Origin of the sequence: Tsuneonella amylolytica (genome assembly GCF_003626915.1) — a bacterium.
Classification (GTDB): domain Bacteria; phylum Pseudomonadota; class Alphaproteobacteria; order Sphingomonadales; family Sphingomonadaceae; genus Tsuneonella; species Tsuneonella amylolytica.
In genome coordinates this window covers 209,520-225,346 of record NZ_CP032570.1, presented here as the reverse complement: position 1 = coordinate 225,346, position 15,827 = coordinate 209,520, and the positions used below count along the sequence as shown (strand labels likewise).

The window sequence follows — 15,827 nt, the reverse complement described above, 5'->3', positions numbered from 1 at the left end:
TTTGTCACCTTTTGCTCGTGCAGGTAACGCGGTCGCGGCCCGCACGGAGTCGAATGTCGGGTTGGGGGGTCGGAACCATCGCCCTGTTAATGGAGTGCTGGGCCCGAGTAGAAAAATGCTCTCCAGCGTCAGGCCTTGCGTGCCGTCTCGATCGCTTCGATTGCCGCGGCGAGCGCCTGTTCGCGGGTCATGGCAGTAGTGTCGATGACGAAGGCGCCCTCGGCGACGCGCAAGGGAGCGTCGGCACGATTGGCATCCCGCTCGTCGCGCTTGCGGATCTCGTCGGCGATCGCCGCGAGGTCGGCTTCGAGGCCGCGCTCCCGCATCTCCTTCCAGCGCCGCTCCGCGCGTGCATCGACGCTGGCGGTGACGAACAGCTTCACGTCGGCATCGGGCGCGATGATCGTGCCGATGTCCCGTCCGTCGAGGATTGCCCCGCCGGGCTGATCGGCGAATTGACGTTGCCGTTCGAACAGCGCCTGCCGGACCGGAGGATGGACCGAGACACGGCTCGCGAGCCCGCCGGTCTCCTCGCTGCGGAGGGTTTCGTCGCTCAGCATGGCATCGGGAAACGTCGTTGCGGCCAGCGCGTCGCCGCCGTCGTCGGGGTCACCCCCGTCGAGGAAGACCTGCCGTCCCACCGCGCGATAGAGCAGTCCGGTGTCGAGGTAGGGCAATCCGTAATGCTCGGCGAGCTTGCGGGCAAGAGTACCCTTGCCCGACGCCGTGGGGCCGTCGACGGCGATGATCATGCGGTGTCTTTCCTTTGCCGAACGGCCTTCACCAGTCCGTAGATCGCGATGGCCGCCCAGAACCCTTCCAGCACCAGACTTGGGAGGTTCGTGTGCACCAGCAGCGACACGGTGAGCAGCGCCGCGCCGGCAAGGTTGGTGCCGTGGAGGACGAACGGGTTCGGCTTCGGGCTCCACGTCAGGTACGCGTATGCCGCGATGATACAGGCCATGCCGGCGAACCCGACGACAGTGTAGATGTCGGTCATGTCGATACCTTGTCGAGCAGCGCCTGAAAGTCGGGAAAGCTGGTGGCAATGGGCCGGGTATCGTCAATCTCGATCCCGTCTTTCGAAGAGAGGCCGGCTACAGCCATCGCCATGGCAATCCGGTGGTCGAGATGGGTTTGGACCGGCCGATTCGCCGTTCCGCGCAAGGGTTCGCCGCCCGACCCGTCGATGACGAGGCCGTCCTCGGTCTCCTGGACCCGCGCGCCTGCGGAGAACAGCGCAGCGGCCATCGCGGCGAGGCGGTCGCTTTCCTTGACGCGCAATTCCTCCAGCCCGCGGGTGACGGTACGCCCCTTCGCCATCGCTGCGGCGACGAAGAGGACGGGGAATTCGTCGATCATGCTGGGCGCAAGCGCCGGATCGACGTCGACGCCGGTCAGTTCGGCATGGCGGACGTGCAGGTCCGCCACCGGCTCTCCGCCGACTTCACGCCGGTCTGTTTCCTCGATGCTGGCGCCCATCTGCCGCAGGACTTCGACCAGACCGGCACGGGTCGGGTTGAGCCCGACGTTCTCGATCACGAGGTCGCTGCCCGGCACGATGCTCGCGGCGACCATGAAGAACGCAGCGGACGAGGGATCGCCCGGCACCTCGATCGTCTGCGGGCGCAAATCGGCCTCGCCGCGCACCGTGATGATGCGTTCGCCGCCCGCTTCCCCCACCTCCAGTTCGGCACCGAAACTGCGCATCAGCCGTTCGGAATGATCGCGCGTCGGCACCGGTTCGATCACGGTGGTGATGCCCGCGGTGTTGAGCCCGGCGAGGAGGATGGCGCTCTTCACCTGCGCGCTGGCGACGGGCAGGCGATATTCGATCGGCACGGGGACGCTGGCCCCCGTCATCATCAGCGGCAGGCGTCCGCCGGGCGAGGGAGTGAAACTGGCGCCGACGCGGCTCAGCGGCTCGATCACCCGCCCCATCGGGCGTTTCGAGAGGCTGGCGTCGCCGGTGAAGGCCGCGGTGATCGCATGACTGGCGATCAGGCCCATCAGCAGGCGGGTCGAGGTGCCTGAATTGCCCATGTCGAGCGCGGCCTGCGGCTGAAGCAGCCCACCGACCCCGACGCCGTGGATGCGCCATTCCCCGCCGACCTTCTCGACCGAGGCGCCCATCGCCTGCATCGCAGCGGCGGTTGCCATGACATCCTCGCCTTCCAACAGGCCGGTGACGCGTGTCTCCCCCACCGCGAGGGCGCCGAGCATCACCGACCGGTGGCTAATCGACTTGTCGCCGGGCACGCGGATGCGCCCGCGTAAAGGGCCGCTCGGCAGGAAGGTGCGCGGGGTGGGCAGGGGTTCGGTCATCGTCAGGCGGCGCTCTTTGACAGCGCCCATACCCTGTGGCAAGGCGCGCCCGCTCTTGATTCCGGTGCGCCGGTCACCCATCAAGTCTCATGAAATTTCAGCCCGGATCGCCTGCGGTCGGGCAGCATCGAGGATATACAATGGTCAAGCCTGAATGGGGCACGAAGCGCCAGTGCCCCAAGTGCGGTGAGCGCTTCTACGATCTCGGCAACGCCGATCCCGTGGAATGTATCGAATGCGGCGAGAAGTGGGATCCGGAACCGGTCCTCAAGTCGAAGCAGCCGATCCCGTTCGAGGAAGAGAAGAAGAAGGACAAGGAGCCCGACAGCGACCTGTCCGATGACGACGACGATCTCGACGACATCGACGAGGACGACGATTCGCCCGACAACGACGTCGATCTCGGCGGCGACGACGATCTCGGCGTGCAGACCGGCGGTGACGACGACGATAACGACGAGTAATCGCGCAAGTCCGATTTCGGGCTTGCCAACCCGGGGCCGCCTTCATAAAGGGGCGGCCCGCCGGACCTGACGGTTCGGCAGACATCGATGAGATGGGGCCTTAGCTCAGCTGGGAGAGCGCCTGCATGGCATGCAGGAGGTCAGCGGTTCGATCCCGCTAGGCTCCACCATCGAACAGTTTCAAGTCGGTCGCCCACGGGCTTCCGCACGCTGGCCGACGAGGTTTCGTCCGCCGGCGTTTTTCGCATTTACCGGGCTGATGTGGTCCGGTCGAGTTGAGGTACCGCATGTTCGACAACCTGTCCGATCGCCTTGGCAACGTCTTCGACCGCCTGCGCGGTCGCGGCGCGCTGAGCGAACAGGACGTGCGCGATGCCATGCGCGAGGTGCGCGTGGCACTGCTCGAGGCGGACGTGGCGCTGCCAGTGGCGCGTCGCTTCATCGACAGCGTTACCGAAAAGGCGATCGGCCAGGACGTCCTGCGCTCGGTCACGCCGGGTCAGCAGGTCGTCAAGATCGTCCACGACGAACTCGTCGAGATGCTCGGCGGAGAAGGCGGGGCGCAGGCCGAACCGCTGAACCTTGCCGCGAAGCCGCCCGTCGTCGTGATGATGGTCGGCCTCCAGGGCTCGGGCAAGACGACCACTACGGCCAAGCTCGCCAAGTGGATTCGCGAGAAGCACGGCAAGAAGGCGCTCATGGCGTCGCTCGACGTGGCGCGGCCGGCGGCGCAGGAACAGCTCGCGGTGCTCGGGAGCCAGGTCGACGTCGCCACGCTGCCCATCATCAAGGGCCAGCAGCCGGTCGACATCGCCCGCCGCGCGCTCGAATCGGCGCGGCTCCAGAACGTCGACGTCCTGATGCTCGACACCGCCGGGCGGCTCCACGTCGATCAGGCGCTGATGGACGAGATGAAGGCGGTCGCCTCGGTCTCGGTCCCGACCGAAGTGCTGCTGGTGGTCGATTCGCTGACCGGCCAGGATGCGGTGAACGTCGCGCAGTCGTTCTCGGGCGAAGTGCCGCTGACCGGCGTGGTGCTGACCCGCATGGACGGCGACGCGCGCGGCGGCGCTGCGCTCAGCATGCGGCACGTCACCGGCAAGCCGATCAAGTTCGCGGGCACCGGTGAGAAACTCGACGCGATCGAGGCGTTCCATCCAGGCCGTGTCGCCGACCGCATCCTCGGCATGGGCGACGTCGTCAGCCTGGTCGAGCGCGCGGCAACCGCGATCAAGGAGGAAGAGGCCGAGGCGCTGGCCAAGCGCATGGCGAAGGGCCAGTTCGACCTCAACGACCTGCGCATGCAGCTGAAGCAGATGCAAAACATGGGCGGGCTGGGGATGTTGGCGGGCATGATGCCCGGCATGAAGAAGGCGAAGCAGGCGATGGCGCAGAGCGGCATGGACGACAAGGTGCTCGTCCACATGGACGCGATCATCGGATCAATGACGGTGAAGGAACGCGCTCGCCCCGAACTGATGAATGCCAAGCGCAAGAAGCGCGTGGCCGCCGGAGCCGGGCTCGACGTGCAGGACGTTAACAAGCTGCTCAAGATGCACCAGGAAATGGGCCGCGCGATGAAGCAGATTCGCAAGATGGGCGGGTTCAAGGGTCTCGCGGCTGCATTCGGCATGGGCGGCGGAGGCGGTGCCGGCGGCATGAGCGGGCTTGGTGGCGGCGGCTTGGGTGGGAGCGGCTCGGCTCCTCCGGCGCTTCCCGGCCTGGGCGGCGGACGCCTTCCGGGCAACCTCAATGATTTGATGAAAAAGAAGTGATTTTCGGAATTTAGTTCAGAAAGGTGAAGTGAAATGGCAGTTGCAATTCGTCTGTCGCGCGGTGGCGCGAAGAAGCGTCCGTATTACCGCATCGTGGTCGCCGACAGCCGCTCGGGCCGCGACGGCAAGTACCTCGAGCAGATCGGGACCTACAACCCGCTGCTCGCCAAGGACGACGAGAACCGCGTGAAGATCGACGGGGATCGCGCCAAGCATTGGCTTTCGGTCGGCGCGCAGCCGTCGGACCGCGTTGCCCGTTTCCTCGACGCCGCCGGCGTTCGCGAGCGTGCGGCCCGCAACAACCCCAAGAAGGGTGAGCCGGGCGAGAACGCGAAGGCCCGCGCCGAAGAGCGTGCCGAGAAGGAAGAGGCCGCCAAGGCCGCTGCCGCCGAGGCCGCTGCTGCCGCCGAGCCCGAGGTCGAGGAAACCTCGGCCGAGAACGACGCGACCGGTTCGGTGAAGACTGAAGAGACTGCAGAGGCCGTGTCCGACGCCGTTGCCGACGAAACCCCCGCCGATGCGACCGCCGAAGACGCCGCCGCGATGGCCGAGGAAGCCAACGAAGGCGGTCCGGTTGCGGGCGGCGAACCGGCGACCGACGCCCCGGCGCAGGAAGAAGCGACCGAAGACAAGGCCGAAGGCTGAGCTGCGGAATGGACAAGCCCGTCACCCTGGCCGCCGTCGCGGCTGCCCACGGGGTGACGGGCGAAGTCCGCCTGAAGCTGTTCGGCGACGGCGTCGATGCGCTGGCCCGCTACGACAGCTTCAACGATGGCGCATTGACGCTAAAGAAGATCCGCGAGGACGGGAAGGGCGGCGCGATCGCGCGGTTCGCCGAAGTTCCCGATCGCACCGGCGCGGAGAAATTGCGCGGCACCGCACTCACCGTCCCGCGCTCGGCAATGCCGGCGCTGGAGGAAGGCGAGTACTATCACGCCGACCTGATCGGCCTCGCCGCGGTATCGCCGCAAGGTGACGCGCTCGGCACGATCGTCGCCGTCGTCAACTTCGGCGCGGGCGACGTGCTCGAAATCGAGCTGCCGGACGGCAAGCGCGCGATGGTGCCGATGTCTGCCGAGGCGGTCCCCGAATGGGATCGGACTCGCGCGCTCGTCGATCCCGCGTTTATCGTCTGAGCGGTCTATCGTCTGAGGGGGCGTTCCTTCGCCAGATGGTTGCGGATCGTCGTCGCCGCGACGCCCGCCTGCCCCATCGCATGGCTGATCTGGTCGAGCCCCAGCACGACGTCGCCCGCCGCAAACAGGCCTGGGACGCTGGTTTCGAGGTGGTCGTCGGTGACGATACACCCGACATCGGTCGTTCGCGCGCCGGCAAGTTCCGCCAGTTCGGATCGCACGTGACTGCCCAGGGCGGGATAGACGCTGTCGAACGCCATCCGCCCCTCGGCGGTTGCGAAGGCGAGGCGTTCGCCGTCGATCGTCCATTCCCCGCAGGGCCCGGCGACGCGGACGATGCCGGCGTCGTCCAGCTTGGCCGAGCATTCGTCGTCGAGGTCATGATCGCCGTGCGGGCTGACCAGCGTCAGGTCGGAAGTATAGCCGCGCAGGAACAGCGCTTCGGCCGTGCCGTGGTCGCCGGTGCCGACAACGGCCACGCGCTTGTCGGTCACCTCGTACCCGTCGCACACGGGGCAATAGCGAAGCAGTCCGGCGGCAAGCGCTGCGTCGTGCACGTCTTCTGGCAGCGAGTCCGGGCGGCGATTTACGACGCCGGTTGCGATCAGCACACTGCGCGCGATGTAGGTGCCACTGTCGGTGCCCACCGTGAAGCAATCGCCCGTCTTGGCGAGGTGCGTGACGGTCTTTTCCTCCCGTACCGCGCCGTATTGGCGCGCCTGGCGGTACATGCGGTCGAGCAGGTCCTTGCCGTTGATCCCCTCGGGATAGCCGGCATGGTTGTGGCTGGTCGGGATCCACGCGGCCCGGCTCTCCCCGCTGTCGAAAAGCCGGATCGAAAGGTGATAGCGCGCAAGGTAGATCGCGGCGGTCAGGCCCGCAGGCCCCGCGCCGATGATGATGCAGTCGTCGGGCGCGCCGACTTCGGTGTCGCTCATAGTTGCCTTGCCCTCCAGCCTTGCGCATTGGCGAGGACATGACCTTCGCCGCTACCGTCATAACGCTCTATCCCGAGATGTTTCCCGGACCGCTCGGCGTTTCGCTTGCGGGACGGGCGCTGGAACGCGGCGACTGGAACCTGCAAACGGTGCAACTGCGGGATTTCGCGACAGACAGGCACCGTACGGTCGACGACACCCCGGCGGGCGGCGGGGCGGGCATGGTGCTCAAAGCCGACGTGCTGGCCGCCGCGGTCGACAGCGTGGGCAGCGACCGGCCCGTGCTGGCGATGACGCCGCGGGGCAGGCCGCTCGATCAGGCGCGCGTGCGTTCGCTGGCCGCCGGCCCCGGGGTGGCGATCCTGTGCGGACGGTTCGAAGGGTTCGACGAGCGCCTGTTCGAGGCGCGTCCGCACATCGAACAGGTGAGCCTCGGCGACATCGTCCTGTCGGGCGGAGAGCCTGCCGCGCTCGCCCTGCTGGATGCTTGCATTCGCCTGCTTCCCGGCGTAATGGGCGCCCCGCTCAGCGGAGCCGAGGAGTCGTTCGAGGACGGCCTGCTCGAATATCCGCAGTTCACCCGACCTCAGGAATGGGAAGGGCGCACGATCCCCGAAGTGCTGCGATCGGGGGATCATGCGAAGATCGCGGCGTGGCGCAAGGCACGCAGCGAACACGATACACGGCTACGCAGGCCGGATCTTTGGGAGCGTCATAGTGGCGCTCGGGTCCAGCCTGCCTCTGGTGCGCGGCACGAAACGAAGGAAACGGACCAGTGAACCTGATCCAGCAGCTCGAGGCGGAAGCCATCGAGAACCTTGGCAAGGACATCCCCGAATTCCGGGCCGGCGACACCCTGCGTGTCGGCGTGCGCGTCGTCGAGGGCACCCGCACCCGTACCCAGAACTTCGAGGGCGTGTGCATCGCGCGTTCGAACCGGGGCATCAACAGCAATTTCACCGTGCGCAAGATGAGCTTCGGCGAGGGCGTGGAACGCGTCTTCCCGCTCTTTTCGCCGAATATCGAGAGCGTGACCGTAGTCCGCCGCGGTGTCGTGCGCCGTGCGAAGCTCTACTACCTGCGCGGCCGCACCGGCAAGCGCGCCCGCATCGCCGAGCGCAAGCAGGTGGTCGGCAAGGAGAGCTGAGCTCTTCCGCCACCAAACTAAACTTACGAAAAATGGGGCGCCTCGGGAAACCGGGGCGCCCTTTTCGTTTGGGCATCCAAGCGTTAGAGCATCCGGCATGAGAGCCACCCTGCTCGCCGCCACCGCTGCGGCACTCGCCCTGACATCGCCCGCCGCCCAGGCCCAGGAGACCCCGCTCGTGAGCGCGAACCCGACCGTTCCGACCGCCGCCGGCGACCTGACCTTCGAGCGTGTGTTCGCCAGCCCCTCGCTCGACGGCGGTGCGCCGCGCGGGGTCAAGCCGTCGCCAGACGGCCGCTACCTCACGGTCCTGCGGAACCGCGCCGACGACCGCGAGCGCTACGACTTGTGGGCGTTCGACCGCGAAAGCGGCCAGTGGTCGATGCTGGTGGATTCGCTCAAGCTCGGTACCGGCGCGGAGCTGTCGGAAGCCGAAAAGATGCAGCGCGAACGCCAGCGGATCGGCAGCCTGAAGGGCATCGTCGCCTACGACTGGGCGAAGGACGGCAAGGCGATCCTCGTGCCGCTCGACGGCGCGCTCTATCTCGCGCGTCTCGACGGGTCGGTGACCAAGCTCGATGCCGGCAAGGATCCGCTCAACCCGGCGCTCAGCGAGACGGGGCGATACCTGTCGTTCGTGCGCGACGGGCGCCTGTATGCCGGACCGGCCGACGGCGCGCCGGTGGCGATCTCGCCGCCCGAGACAAGCGACCTCGTCCACTGGGGCGAAGCCGAGTTCGTAGCGCAGGAAGAGCTCGACCGTTCCACCGGATACTGGTGGTCGCCGGACGACCGCCGTATCGCTGTCGCGCGCGTGGACGAGACGCCGGTGGGCGTCGTCACCCGCGCGGCGATCGGTGCGGAAGGCACCAAGACCTACGACCAGCGCTATCCCGCGGCCGGCACGCCCAATGCCGACGTCTCGCTGTTCCTCATGGACGCGGACGGGGCGAACCGCGTTCCGGTCGACCTCGGCGCGGACAAGGACATCTACCTCGCGCGGGTGGATTGGGCCAAGGACGGCCGCACGCTCTACGTCCAGCGTCTCGACCGGCTGCAGACGAAGCTCGACATGCTGGCGGTCGATCCGGCCACCGGCAAGAGCCGGATCCTGTTCACCGAAAAGGCCGCAGCCGGACACTGGATCAACCTCACCGACAACTACAAATGGCTCGACGACGGCAGCCTCGTCTGGTGGTCGGAACGCAGCGGCTTCGGCCATCTCTATCGCTTCGCGAACGGCAAGTGGCAGCAACTGACCAGCGGCGACTGGGCTGTGACCGGGCTGTCGGGCGTCGACCAGAAGACGGGCCGCGTCGTGTTCACCGGTACGAAGGACGATGTCCTCGCGCCGCAAATCTACGCACTCGATCTCAAGGCACCGTCGAAGATCGCGCGGCTCAGCGATCCGGCTTTCGCCAACAGCGCCCGGATGGACGAGGCGGGCCGCTCGCTGATCGTCGGCCGGTCGAACCCGGGGCAGCCGGCGCAGAGCTATCTCGCCGACACCGCGGGCAAGCGACTGGCATGGATCAACGAGAACGCGCTGGACGACAGTCACCCCTATGCGCCGTTCCTAGCCAGCCATCGCGAACCGCGGTTCGGCACGATCAACGGGCCGGACGGCAGCAAGCTCTACTGGAAGATGACGACCCCTCCGCTGGAGCCGGGCAAGCGCTACCCAGTCTTCTTCGAGCACTACGGCGGGCCGCATTCGCAGACGGTCTCGCGGGGCTGGGGCGGGGCGCTGGAACAGGCGATCGTCGACGCGGGCTACATTGTGTTCGAGATCGACAATCGCGGCAGCGCCAACCGCGGGGTGGAGTTCGAGAAGCAAATCTACCGCGCGATGGGCACCGTCGAGGTTGCCGACCAGAAGGCGGGGGCCGAATTCCTGAAGACGCTCGACTTCGTCGATCCGGCCCGCATCGCCACCTACGGCTGGTCGTACGGCGGCTACATGACGCTCAAGATGCTGGAGGCCGACCAGGGGCTTTACGCCGCCGGTATCGCCGGGGCGCCGGTGACGAAGTGGGAGCTTTACGACACCGCCTATACCGAACGGTACATGGGTCTTCCCACTGGCGAGGGGGCGAAGGTCTACGAGACGTCCGATGCTATGCGGGATGCGGAAAAGATCGTCGATCCGCTCCTGCTGATCCACGGGCTTAGCGACGACAACGTCGTGTTCGAGAACTCCAGCGCCTTCATCGCGAAGATGCAGGGCAGCAATACCCCGTTCGAGATGATGCTGTATCCCGGATACACCCACCGCGTCTCGGGCCCCAAGATCAGCCCGCACGTCTGGCATTCGATCCTGAACTTCTTGGTCCGCAACGGCGTGCCCGGCGGCGGACGTTGACGGCGGGGCGTTGCGCTTTCTGCGGCAACGCCTAGATGGACGGTCCTATTTTTGCAGGTGCGAAGGAGTAAGGCCGTGGGATACCGGGTGGCGGTGGTCGGTGCGACCGGGAACGTCGGACGCGAGATGCTGGCGGTTCTCGCCGAGCGCGAGTTCCCGTGCGACGAGATCGCCGCGGTCGCCAGCAGCCGTTCCCAGGGCACCGAGATCGAGTTCGGCGACACCGGCCGCATGCTCAAGTGCAAAAACATCGAGCATTTCGACTGGGCAAGCTGGGACATCGCGCTGTTCGCGGCCGGCAGCGGTCCGGCCAGGGAATACGCGCCCAAGGCCGCCGCGGCAGGCTGCGTCGTCATCGACAACAGCTCGCTCTACCGCATGGACCCCGACGTTCCCCTGATCGTGCCCGAAGTGAACCCCGACGCGATCGATGGGTATGCGAAGAAGAATATCATCGCCAACCCCAACTGCTCGACCGCGCAGATGGTCGTTGCGCTGAAGCCGCTGCACGAGGCGGCGGGTATCAAGCGCGTGGTCGTCAGCACCTATCAGTCGACCTCGGGAGCGGGGAAGGCGGGCATGGACGAACTGTTCCAGCAGAGCCGCGCGATCTTCGTCGGCGACCAGGTCGAAAGCCAAAAGTTCACCAAGCAGATCGCGTTCAACGTGATCCCGCACATCGACAGCTTCCTCGACGACGGATCGACCAAGGAAGAATGGAAGATGGTGGTCGAGACCAAGAAGATCCTCGACCCCAGGATCAAGGTCACCGCGACGTGTGTGCGGGTACCGGTGTTCGTCGGCCATTCGGAAGCGATCAACCTCGAATTCGAGCGCGAGATTTCGGCGGAGCAGGCGCAGGAAATCCTGCGCGAGGCGCCCGGCGTGATGCTGATCGACAAGCGCGAGGACGGCGGATACGTCACCCCGGTGGAGTGCGTCGGCGACGGAGCGACCTTCGTGTCCCGCGTGCGCGAGGATCCGACGGTGGAGAACGGCCTCAACATCTGGTGCGTCAGCGACAACCTGCGGAAAGGCGCCGCGCTCAACGCGGTGCAGATCGCCGAACTGCTCGGGCGGCGCTGTCTTAAGAAGGGCTGACCGCGATGCGCAAGTTCGCCGCGCTGGCGGCGCTGGCGCTCGCGGCCTGCCAGCAGCCGGCGGCAGAGCGCGATGCGCCCGCGCGGGCCGCGACCTCGACAGCCGCCCCTTCTCAGACGCCGGCAACCTCGGCGCCTCCCCGAGCGGCCTCCACCGTGGCGCCGTCGCAAGTGCGGCACGCGATCGTCGACGCGCGCGGGCTGGCGATCGGCCGCAACCCCGGCACCGCGACTTATTTCGCCTTCGGCACGCCGCGCGCAGCAGTGGAGAAGGCCGGCGATGCGTGGCTCGGCAAGGGCGAGCGCAGCGCGAACGGCGAATGCGGGGCCGGACCGATGGAGTTCACCCGATACGGCGAGCTTACCCTTAATTATCTCGACAAGCGGCTTACGGGCTGGTTCCTGAAAGCCGAGCCGCAAGCCGTGACGAGCGACGGCATCCGTCCCGGCGCACGGCTGCGCGACCTTCGAATAACGCGCAGCGTCTCAATCGAAGAAGGCAGCACGCTGGACGGCGAGTTCGAATACCTCGCCGCCGACGGCCATCCGATCCGGGGTTTCCTCAAGGGGGAGGGGCGCGACAGGACTGTCGAAAGCCTCTATGCCGGCACGAACTGCTTCTTCCGCTAGGGGAAGCGAAGGGGAGGCCGAAACGATGGGCAAGACTTCCAAGACCGGCGGCTGCCAGTGTGGCCGGGTACGCTACACCGTCGATGTCGATCCGGCCGAGGCGTATCTCTGCCATTGCCGGATGTGCCAGCGCGCTACCGGCGGTTTCGCGGCGGCATTCGTCAGCGTCGCGCAGGCCGATGTGGCGTGGGACGGAGAACCCGACTGGTACGCCAGTTCGCCCATCGCCGAGCGGCCGTTCTGTTCGGGCTGCGGAACTCCGTTCGGTTTCCGGTTCAGGGAGGGGTCAAAGAACATGGACCTCACCGTGGGCAGCTTCGACGATCCATCGGACTTCGTGCCCAAGCATCACTTCGGAGCGGAAGCGATGCACGAAGCCTGGCTCGACACCTCCGGCCTGCCGCGCATCAGAACGGACGAGTACGACGTGCTGGTCCAGAAATGGAAAGACGCCCGGGCGAAGCCCCCGCAATGAGCGAACATCGCACCGAAACCCTCGAAGGCTTCGACGGACAGCGGCTGGCCGTTCACCGGATGGGCGCAGGCCGTCCGGTGCTGATGCTGCACGGCCTCTTTTCCGAAGCGCAGACGAACTGGATCCGGTTCGGCCACGCGGAAAAGCTGATTGTGGCGGGGTTCGAGGCAATCATGCCCGATTTTCGTGCGCACGGCGAAAGCGCGCGGCCGCACGAACCCGCCGCCTATCCGCGCGACGTGCTGGTGCGCGATACCTTCGCGATCGTCGAGCAACTGGCCCTGACGAATTACGACCTCGTCGGGTTCTCGCTCGGCTCGCGTACTGCCGCGCGCGGCGTCATCGCGGGACTCGAACCGCGGCGGCTGGTGCTGGCGGGCATGGGTCTGGAGGGCCTAGCCGGATGGAACCGTCGGGCAGGTTTCTTCCTCGACGCGATCGACCGGTTCGACACGGTGAAGCAGGGCGATCCGGCCTTCATGGCGGTCGCCTTCATGAAGACGCAGAAAGTCGACCGGGTTGCGGCGCGGCTGCTGTTGCAGTCGGTCGGCGACACCGACCCTGCCGAGCTCGAGCGGATCGCCATGCCCACGATGGTCCTGTGCGGCAGCGAGGACCGCGACAACGGCGATCCCGTCGCGCTGACCGAGGCGCTGCCCGATGGGCGGCTCGAAACAATCCCCGGCACCCACATGAGCTCGGTCACGGAAGGCGCGCTGGGCGACGCGCTGGTCGCCTTCCTGTCGGCTTGATTAAGCCAGGCCTCAGGTGCAAACCGGTAACGCCTGAAACCAACAACGATAACCCACACCCAATTCCGAGAGGTCCCAGATGAAGTTCGCACCCGTCGCGCTTTCGGCGCTCGCCATCGCGCTCGCCGCTCCCGCTGCCGCCCAGACGGCACCTTCGGCGCAGGCCGAAGCGGCCCCGGCCTATCCCCTGACCGCCGAAGGCGCCGCGCAGTTCGTTGCCGCGGCGGAAAAGGACCTGTTCGACTACACCGTAGAGGCGAGCCAGGTGAACTGGGTCAACGCGACCTATATCACCCCGGATACCGACGCGATGGCCGCGCGGATTAACGCGGTGGGAACCGAAAAGAGCGTGAAGTACGCTCTCGAGGCTGCGAAGTTCGCCGCGCTTCCGGGGCTCGATCCCGACGTGAAGCGCAAGCTCGACATCATGCGCAACGGCATCGTCCTGCCCGCGCCGACCACGCCGGGCGCGGCGACCGAGCTCAATGAGATCGCGACCCGCCTCAACAGCCAGTACGGTAAGGGCAAGGGCACACTGAACGGCAAGGAGATCAACGGCTCCGACATCGAGGCCGAGATGGGCAATCTCGAGCGCACGCCCGCCGAACTCGCCGAGATGTGGACGAGCTGGCACACCAACGTCGGCGCGCCGATGAAGGACGACTACGCCCAGATGGTCACGATCGCCAACGACGGCGCCAAGGAACTCGGATTCGCCGACGTCGGCGCGATGTGGCGTTCGGGCTACGACATGAGCCCGGCCGAATTTACCGCGATGACCGAGCGGCTGTGGAACGAGACCAAGCCGCTCTACCAGTCGCTCCACACCTACGTCCGCTGGAAGCTCAACGAGAAGTACGGCGACGCGGTGCAGCCGAAGACCGGCCCGATCCGCGCCGACCTGCTCGGCAACATGTGGGCGCAGGAATGGGGCAACATCTATCCGCTCGTCGCCCCGGCGGGTTCGGGCGATGTCGGCTACGACATCGGCGAGCTGCTGACCGCGCAGGGCAAGACCCCGCTCGACATGGTGAAGATCGGCGAGGGTTTCTATTCCTCGCTCGGCATGGCGCCGCTGCCCCAGACGTTCTGGGAGCGCAGCATGTTCACCAAGCCCGCAGACCGCGAGGTCGTGTGCCACGCATCGGCGTGGGACATCGACAACAAGGACGACATCCGCATCAAGATGTGCACGAAGGTCAATTCCGACGACTTCGTGACCATCCACCACGAACTCGGCCACAACTATTACCAGCGCGCCTACAAGGACCAGCCGTTCGCGTACCTCAACGGGGCCAACGACGGCTTCCACGAGGCGATCGGCGACTTCGTGGCGCTGTCGATCACGCCGCAGTACCTCGTCGATATCGGCTTGCTCGACAAAGCGAAGGTGCCGAGCGCCGACAAGGATACCGGGCTGCTGCTGCGCCAGGCAATGGACAAGGTCGCCTTCCTGCCGTTCGGCCTGCTCGTCGACAAGTGGCGCTGGGGCGTGTTCGACGGCTCTATCACGCCGGCGACGTACAATCAGGCGTGGGTCGACCTGAAAAAGGAGTACCAGGGCATCGTGCCGCCGGTCGACCGCCCGGCCGACGCGTTCGATCCGGGCGCGAAGTACCACATCCCCGGCAACACGCCGTACACCCGGTACTTCCTCGCGCGGATCCTGCAGTTCCAGTTCTACAAGGCGGCGTGCGACCAGGCCGGTTGGAAGGGCCCGCTCCATCGCTGCAGCTTCTACGGCAACAAGGATGTCGGCGCGAAGCTGAACACGATGCTGGAAATGGGCGCGTCGAAGCCGTGGCCCGACGCGCTCAAGGTGTTCACCGGCACCAGCGAGATGAGCGCCAAGCCGATGCTGGAATACTTCGCGCCGCTGAAAAAGTGGCTCGACCAGCAGAACAAGGGCAAGCCGGGCGGTTGGTGACATTGACGGCGCGCGGCGAACCTCAAGCGTTGCGCGCCATCAAACCTCCGTCGACCGGGATGATGGCCCCGGTGATGTAGCTGGCGGCGGGTAGCACGAGAGAGAGCGTCACGTGCGCGACTTCCTCGGGCTCGCCGTAGCGCCTCAGCGCGGTACGTCGGCGGGAGAACTCCGCCTTGGCTTCGTTGGGCACAGCGGCGGTCATTCCGGTCCGGATCGGGCCGGGGCACACGCAGTTGACGGTGATCCCCTCCTTGCCGAGATCGACGGCGAGCCCCCTCGTCAAGCCGACGACGCCGGATTTCGCGGCGACATAGGGCGTATCGCCTGCCGTCGCGCCGAGCCCTTCGGTCGAAGCGACGTTGACGATGCGCGCCGCGTCGCTCTGACGCAGCCACGGCAGTGAAGCGCGCACCATCCGCTGGTGCGCCGTCAGCATCACGGCCAGCGCGCGGTGCCAGACGGCTTCATAATCATCGCCCGCATCGAGCGGGGCGAAGGCGCTGATCCCGGCGTTGTTGACGAGAATGTCGATCCCGCCGAGCGCCTCGGCAATCTGCGGCACCGTATGCGCGATCGCCACCCCATCGGACACGTCGAGCGCGAAGGGCAGGGTGTCTGCGCCTCCTTCGTCGGCAACGGCCGCGCAGGCCTCAGGATCGAGATCGGTCACCGCGACCCGGGCCCCCTCGGCGGCGAGCAGCAGCGCGGTCGCGCGCCCCATGCCGCTCGCGGCCCCGGTAACGATTGCGCGCCGTCCGGCGACGGAGCGGGAAAGGGCGTTTGTCATGATCCC

General features: G+C 66.7%; 17 protein-coding genes and 1 tRNA gene. 13 read left to right on the top strand and 5 right to left on the bottom strand.

Annotated features, from left to right (window positions below; genetic code table 11):
* Positions 1-128: 128 nt before the first annotated feature.
* Genes cmk through aroA form a run of 3 tightly spaced genes read right to left on the bottom strand, consistent with a single transcriptional unit; the run spans position 129 to position 2,325 of the window.
* A complete protein-coding gene (cmk, locus tag D4766_RS01100) occupies positions 129-752 on the bottom strand; it encodes a (d)CMP kinase (protein WP_120715793.1) in 624 nt (207 codons plus the stop codon).
* A complete protein-coding gene (locus D4766_RS01095; RefSeq protein ID WP_120715792.1) occupies positions 749-1,000 on the bottom strand; it encodes a CBU_0592 family membrane protein in 252 nt (83 codons plus the stop codon). Before D4766_RS01095 ends, cmk begins: the two co-directional genes overlap by 4 nt.
* Complete coding sequence (aroA, locus tag D4766_RS01090; protein WP_120717975.1) at positions 997-2,325, bottom strand: 3-phosphoshikimate 1-carboxyvinyltransferase; 1,329 nt, start codon at positions 2,323-2,325, stop codon at positions 997-999. Before aroA ends, D4766_RS01095 begins: the two co-directional genes overlap by 4 nt.
* Positions 2,326-2,465: 140 nt before the next feature.
* On the opposite strand from aroA, the gene D4766_RS01085 reads away from it, so the two are divergent.
* From D4766_RS01085 to rimM, 5 genes are all read left to right on the top strand, one after another.
* On the top strand, positions 2,466-2,789 hold the full coding sequence (locus tag D4766_RS01085; protein WP_120715791.1) for an FYDLN acid domain-containing protein: 324 nt from the start codon (positions 2,466-2,468) through the stop codon (positions 2,787-2,789).
* A 94-nt stretch (positions 2,790-2,883) separates the two neighbouring features.
* Positions 2,884-2,959, top strand: a tRNA-Ala gene (locus tag D4766_RS01080).
* Between the two features lie 117 nt (positions 2,960-3,076).
* A complete protein-coding gene (ffh, locus tag D4766_RS01075) occupies positions 3,077-4,564 on the top strand; it encodes a signal recognition particle protein (protein WP_120715790.1) in 1,488 nt (495 codons plus the stop codon).
* Positions 4,565-4,597: 33 nt separating this feature from the next.
* Positions 4,598-5,209, top strand: a complete 612-nt coding sequence (gene rpsP, locus D4766_RS01070) for a 30S ribosomal protein S16 (protein ID WP_120715789.1) — start codon at positions 4,598-4,600, stop codon at positions 5,207-5,209.
* A gap of 8 nt (positions 5,210-5,217) precedes the next feature.
* Complete coding sequence (gene rimM / locus D4766_RS01065; protein ID WP_120715788.1) at positions 5,218-5,700, top strand: ribosome maturation factor RimM; 483 nt, start codon at positions 5,218-5,220, stop codon at positions 5,698-5,700.
* A 5-nt stretch (positions 5,701-5,705) separates the two neighbouring features.
* On the opposite strand, the gene D4766_RS01060 is transcribed toward rimM, so the two are convergent.
* Entirely contained in the window at positions 5,706-6,638 is a 933-nt protein-coding gene (locus D4766_RS01060) for an NAD(P)/FAD-dependent oxidoreductase (RefSeq protein WP_120715787.1), read from the bottom strand.
* 38 nt (positions 6,639-6,676) lie between these two features.
* Here D4766_RS01060 and trmD point away from each other — a divergent pair, with 38 nt between their 5' ends.
* The 8 genes from trmD (at position 6,677) to D4766_RS01020 (ending at position 15,031) form a co-directional block, all read left to right on the top strand.
* Entirely contained in the window at positions 6,677-7,417 is a 741-nt protein-coding gene (gene trmD, locus D4766_RS01055) for a tRNA (guanosine(37)-N1)-methyltransferase TrmD (RefSeq protein ID WP_120715786.1), read from the top strand.
* Positions 7,414-7,785, top strand: a complete 372-nt coding sequence (rplS, locus tag D4766_RS01050) for a 50S ribosomal protein L19 (protein WP_120715785.1) — start codon at positions 7,414-7,416, stop codon at positions 7,783-7,785. Before trmD ends, rplS begins: the two co-directional genes overlap by 4 nt.
* A gap of 97 nt (positions 7,786-7,882) precedes the next feature.
* Complete coding sequence (locus tag D4766_RS01045) at positions 7,883-10,147, top strand: S9 family peptidase (protein WP_120715784.1); 2,265 nt, start codon at positions 7,883-7,885, stop codon at positions 10,145-10,147.
* Between the two features lie 75 nt (positions 10,148-10,222).
* The gene (locus tag D4766_RS01040; protein WP_120715783.1) at positions 10,223-11,248 is read left to right on the top strand and encodes an aspartate-semialdehyde dehydrogenase; all 1,026 of its coding nucleotides are present in this window, start codon (positions 10,223-10,225) and stop codon (positions 11,246-11,248) included.
* A gap of 5 nt (positions 11,249-11,253) precedes the next feature.
* Complete coding sequence (locus D4766_RS01035) at positions 11,254-11,877, top strand: aspartate-semialdehyde dehydrogenase (RefSeq protein WP_120715782.1); 624 nt, start codon at positions 11,254-11,256, stop codon at positions 11,875-11,877.
* A 25-nt stretch (positions 11,878-11,902) separates the two neighbouring features.
* Entirely contained in the window at positions 11,903-12,352 is a 450-nt protein-coding gene (locus D4766_RS01030; RefSeq protein WP_120715781.1) for a GFA family protein, read from the top strand.
* Complete coding sequence (locus tag D4766_RS01025; protein WP_120715780.1) at positions 12,349-13,104, top strand: alpha/beta fold hydrolase; 756 nt, start codon at positions 12,349-12,351, stop codon at positions 13,102-13,104. The genes D4766_RS01030 and D4766_RS01025 overlap by 4 nt, the downstream gene beginning before the upstream one ends.
* Positions 13,105-13,183: 79 nt before the next feature.
* On the top strand, positions 13,184-15,031 hold the full coding sequence (locus tag D4766_RS01020) for a M2 family metallopeptidase (RefSeq protein ID WP_120715779.1): 1,848 nt from the start codon (positions 13,184-13,186) through the stop codon (positions 15,029-15,031).
* A 22-nt stretch (positions 15,032-15,053) separates the two neighbouring features.
* Here the strand turns inward: D4766_RS01020 and D4766_RS01015 are convergent, their stop codons facing one another.
* Positions 15,054-15,821 carry an SDR family NAD(P)-dependent oxidoreductase gene (locus tag D4766_RS01015; RefSeq protein ID WP_120715778.1) on the bottom strand — a complete coding sequence of 256 codons (768 nt, stop codon included), beginning with the start codon at positions 15,819-15,821 and terminating at the stop codon, positions 15,054-15,056.
* Positions 15,822-15,827: the final 6 nt, after the last annotated feature.

Bases quoted from the DNA above. Each gene is read 5' to 3' on its own strand.
- aroA (WP_120717975.1), bottom strand. From the start codon at position 2,325: ATGACCGAACCCCTGCCCACCCCGCGCACCTTCCTGCCGAGCGGCCCT.
- D4766_RS01045 (WP_120715784.1), top strand. From the start codon at position 7,883: ATGAGAGCCACCCTGCTCGCCGCCACCGCTGCGGCACTCGCCCTGACA.
- ffh (WP_120715790.1), top strand. From the start codon at position 3,077: ATGTTCGACAACCTGTCCGATCGCCTTGGCAACGTCTTCGACCGCCTG.
- rpsP (WP_120715789.1), top strand. From the start codon at position 4,598: ATGGCAGTTGCAATTCGTCTGTCGCGCGGTGGCGCGAAGAAGCGTCCG.
- D4766_RS01085 (WP_120715791.1), top strand. From the start codon at position 2,466: ATGGTCAAGCCTGAATGGGGCACGAAGCGCCAGTGCCCCAAGTGCGGT.
- D4766_RS01035 (WP_120715782.1), top strand. From the start codon at position 11,254: ATGCGCAAGTTCGCCGCGCTGGCGGCGCTGGCGCTCGCGGCCTGCCAG.
- rimM (WP_120715788.1), top strand. From the start codon at position 5,218: ATGGACAAGCCCGTCACCCTGGCCGCCGTCGCGGCTGCCCACGGGGTG.
- trmD (WP_120715786.1), top strand. From the start codon at position 6,677: ATGACCTTCGCCGCTACCGTCATAACGCTCTATCCCGAGATGTTTCCC.
- D4766_RS01020 (WP_120715779.1), top strand. From the start codon at position 13,184: ATGAAGTTCGCACCCGTCGCGCTTTCGGCGCTCGCCATCGCGCTCGCC.
- D4766_RS01025 (WP_120715780.1), top strand. From the start codon at position 12,349: ATGAGCGAACATCGCACCGAAACCCTCGAAGGCTTCGACGGACAGCGG.
- cmk (WP_120715793.1), bottom strand. From the start codon at position 752: ATGATCATCGCCGTCGACGGCCCCACGGCGTCGGGCAAGGGTACTCTT.
- D4766_RS01060 (WP_120715787.1), bottom strand. From the start codon at position 6,638: ATGAGCGACACCGAAGTCGGCGCGCCCGACGACTGCATCATCATCGGC.
- D4766_RS01015 (WP_120715778.1), bottom strand. From the start codon at position 15,821: ATGACAAACGCCCTTTCCCGCTCCGTCGCCGGACGGCGCGCAATCGTT.
- D4766_RS01030 (WP_120715781.1), top strand. From the start codon at position 11,903: ATGGGCAAGACTTCCAAGACCGGCGGCTGCCAGTGTGGCCGGGTACGC.
- D4766_RS01095 (WP_120715792.1), bottom strand. From the start codon at position 1,000: ATGACCGACATCTACACTGTCGTCGGGTTCGCCGGCATGGCCTGTATC.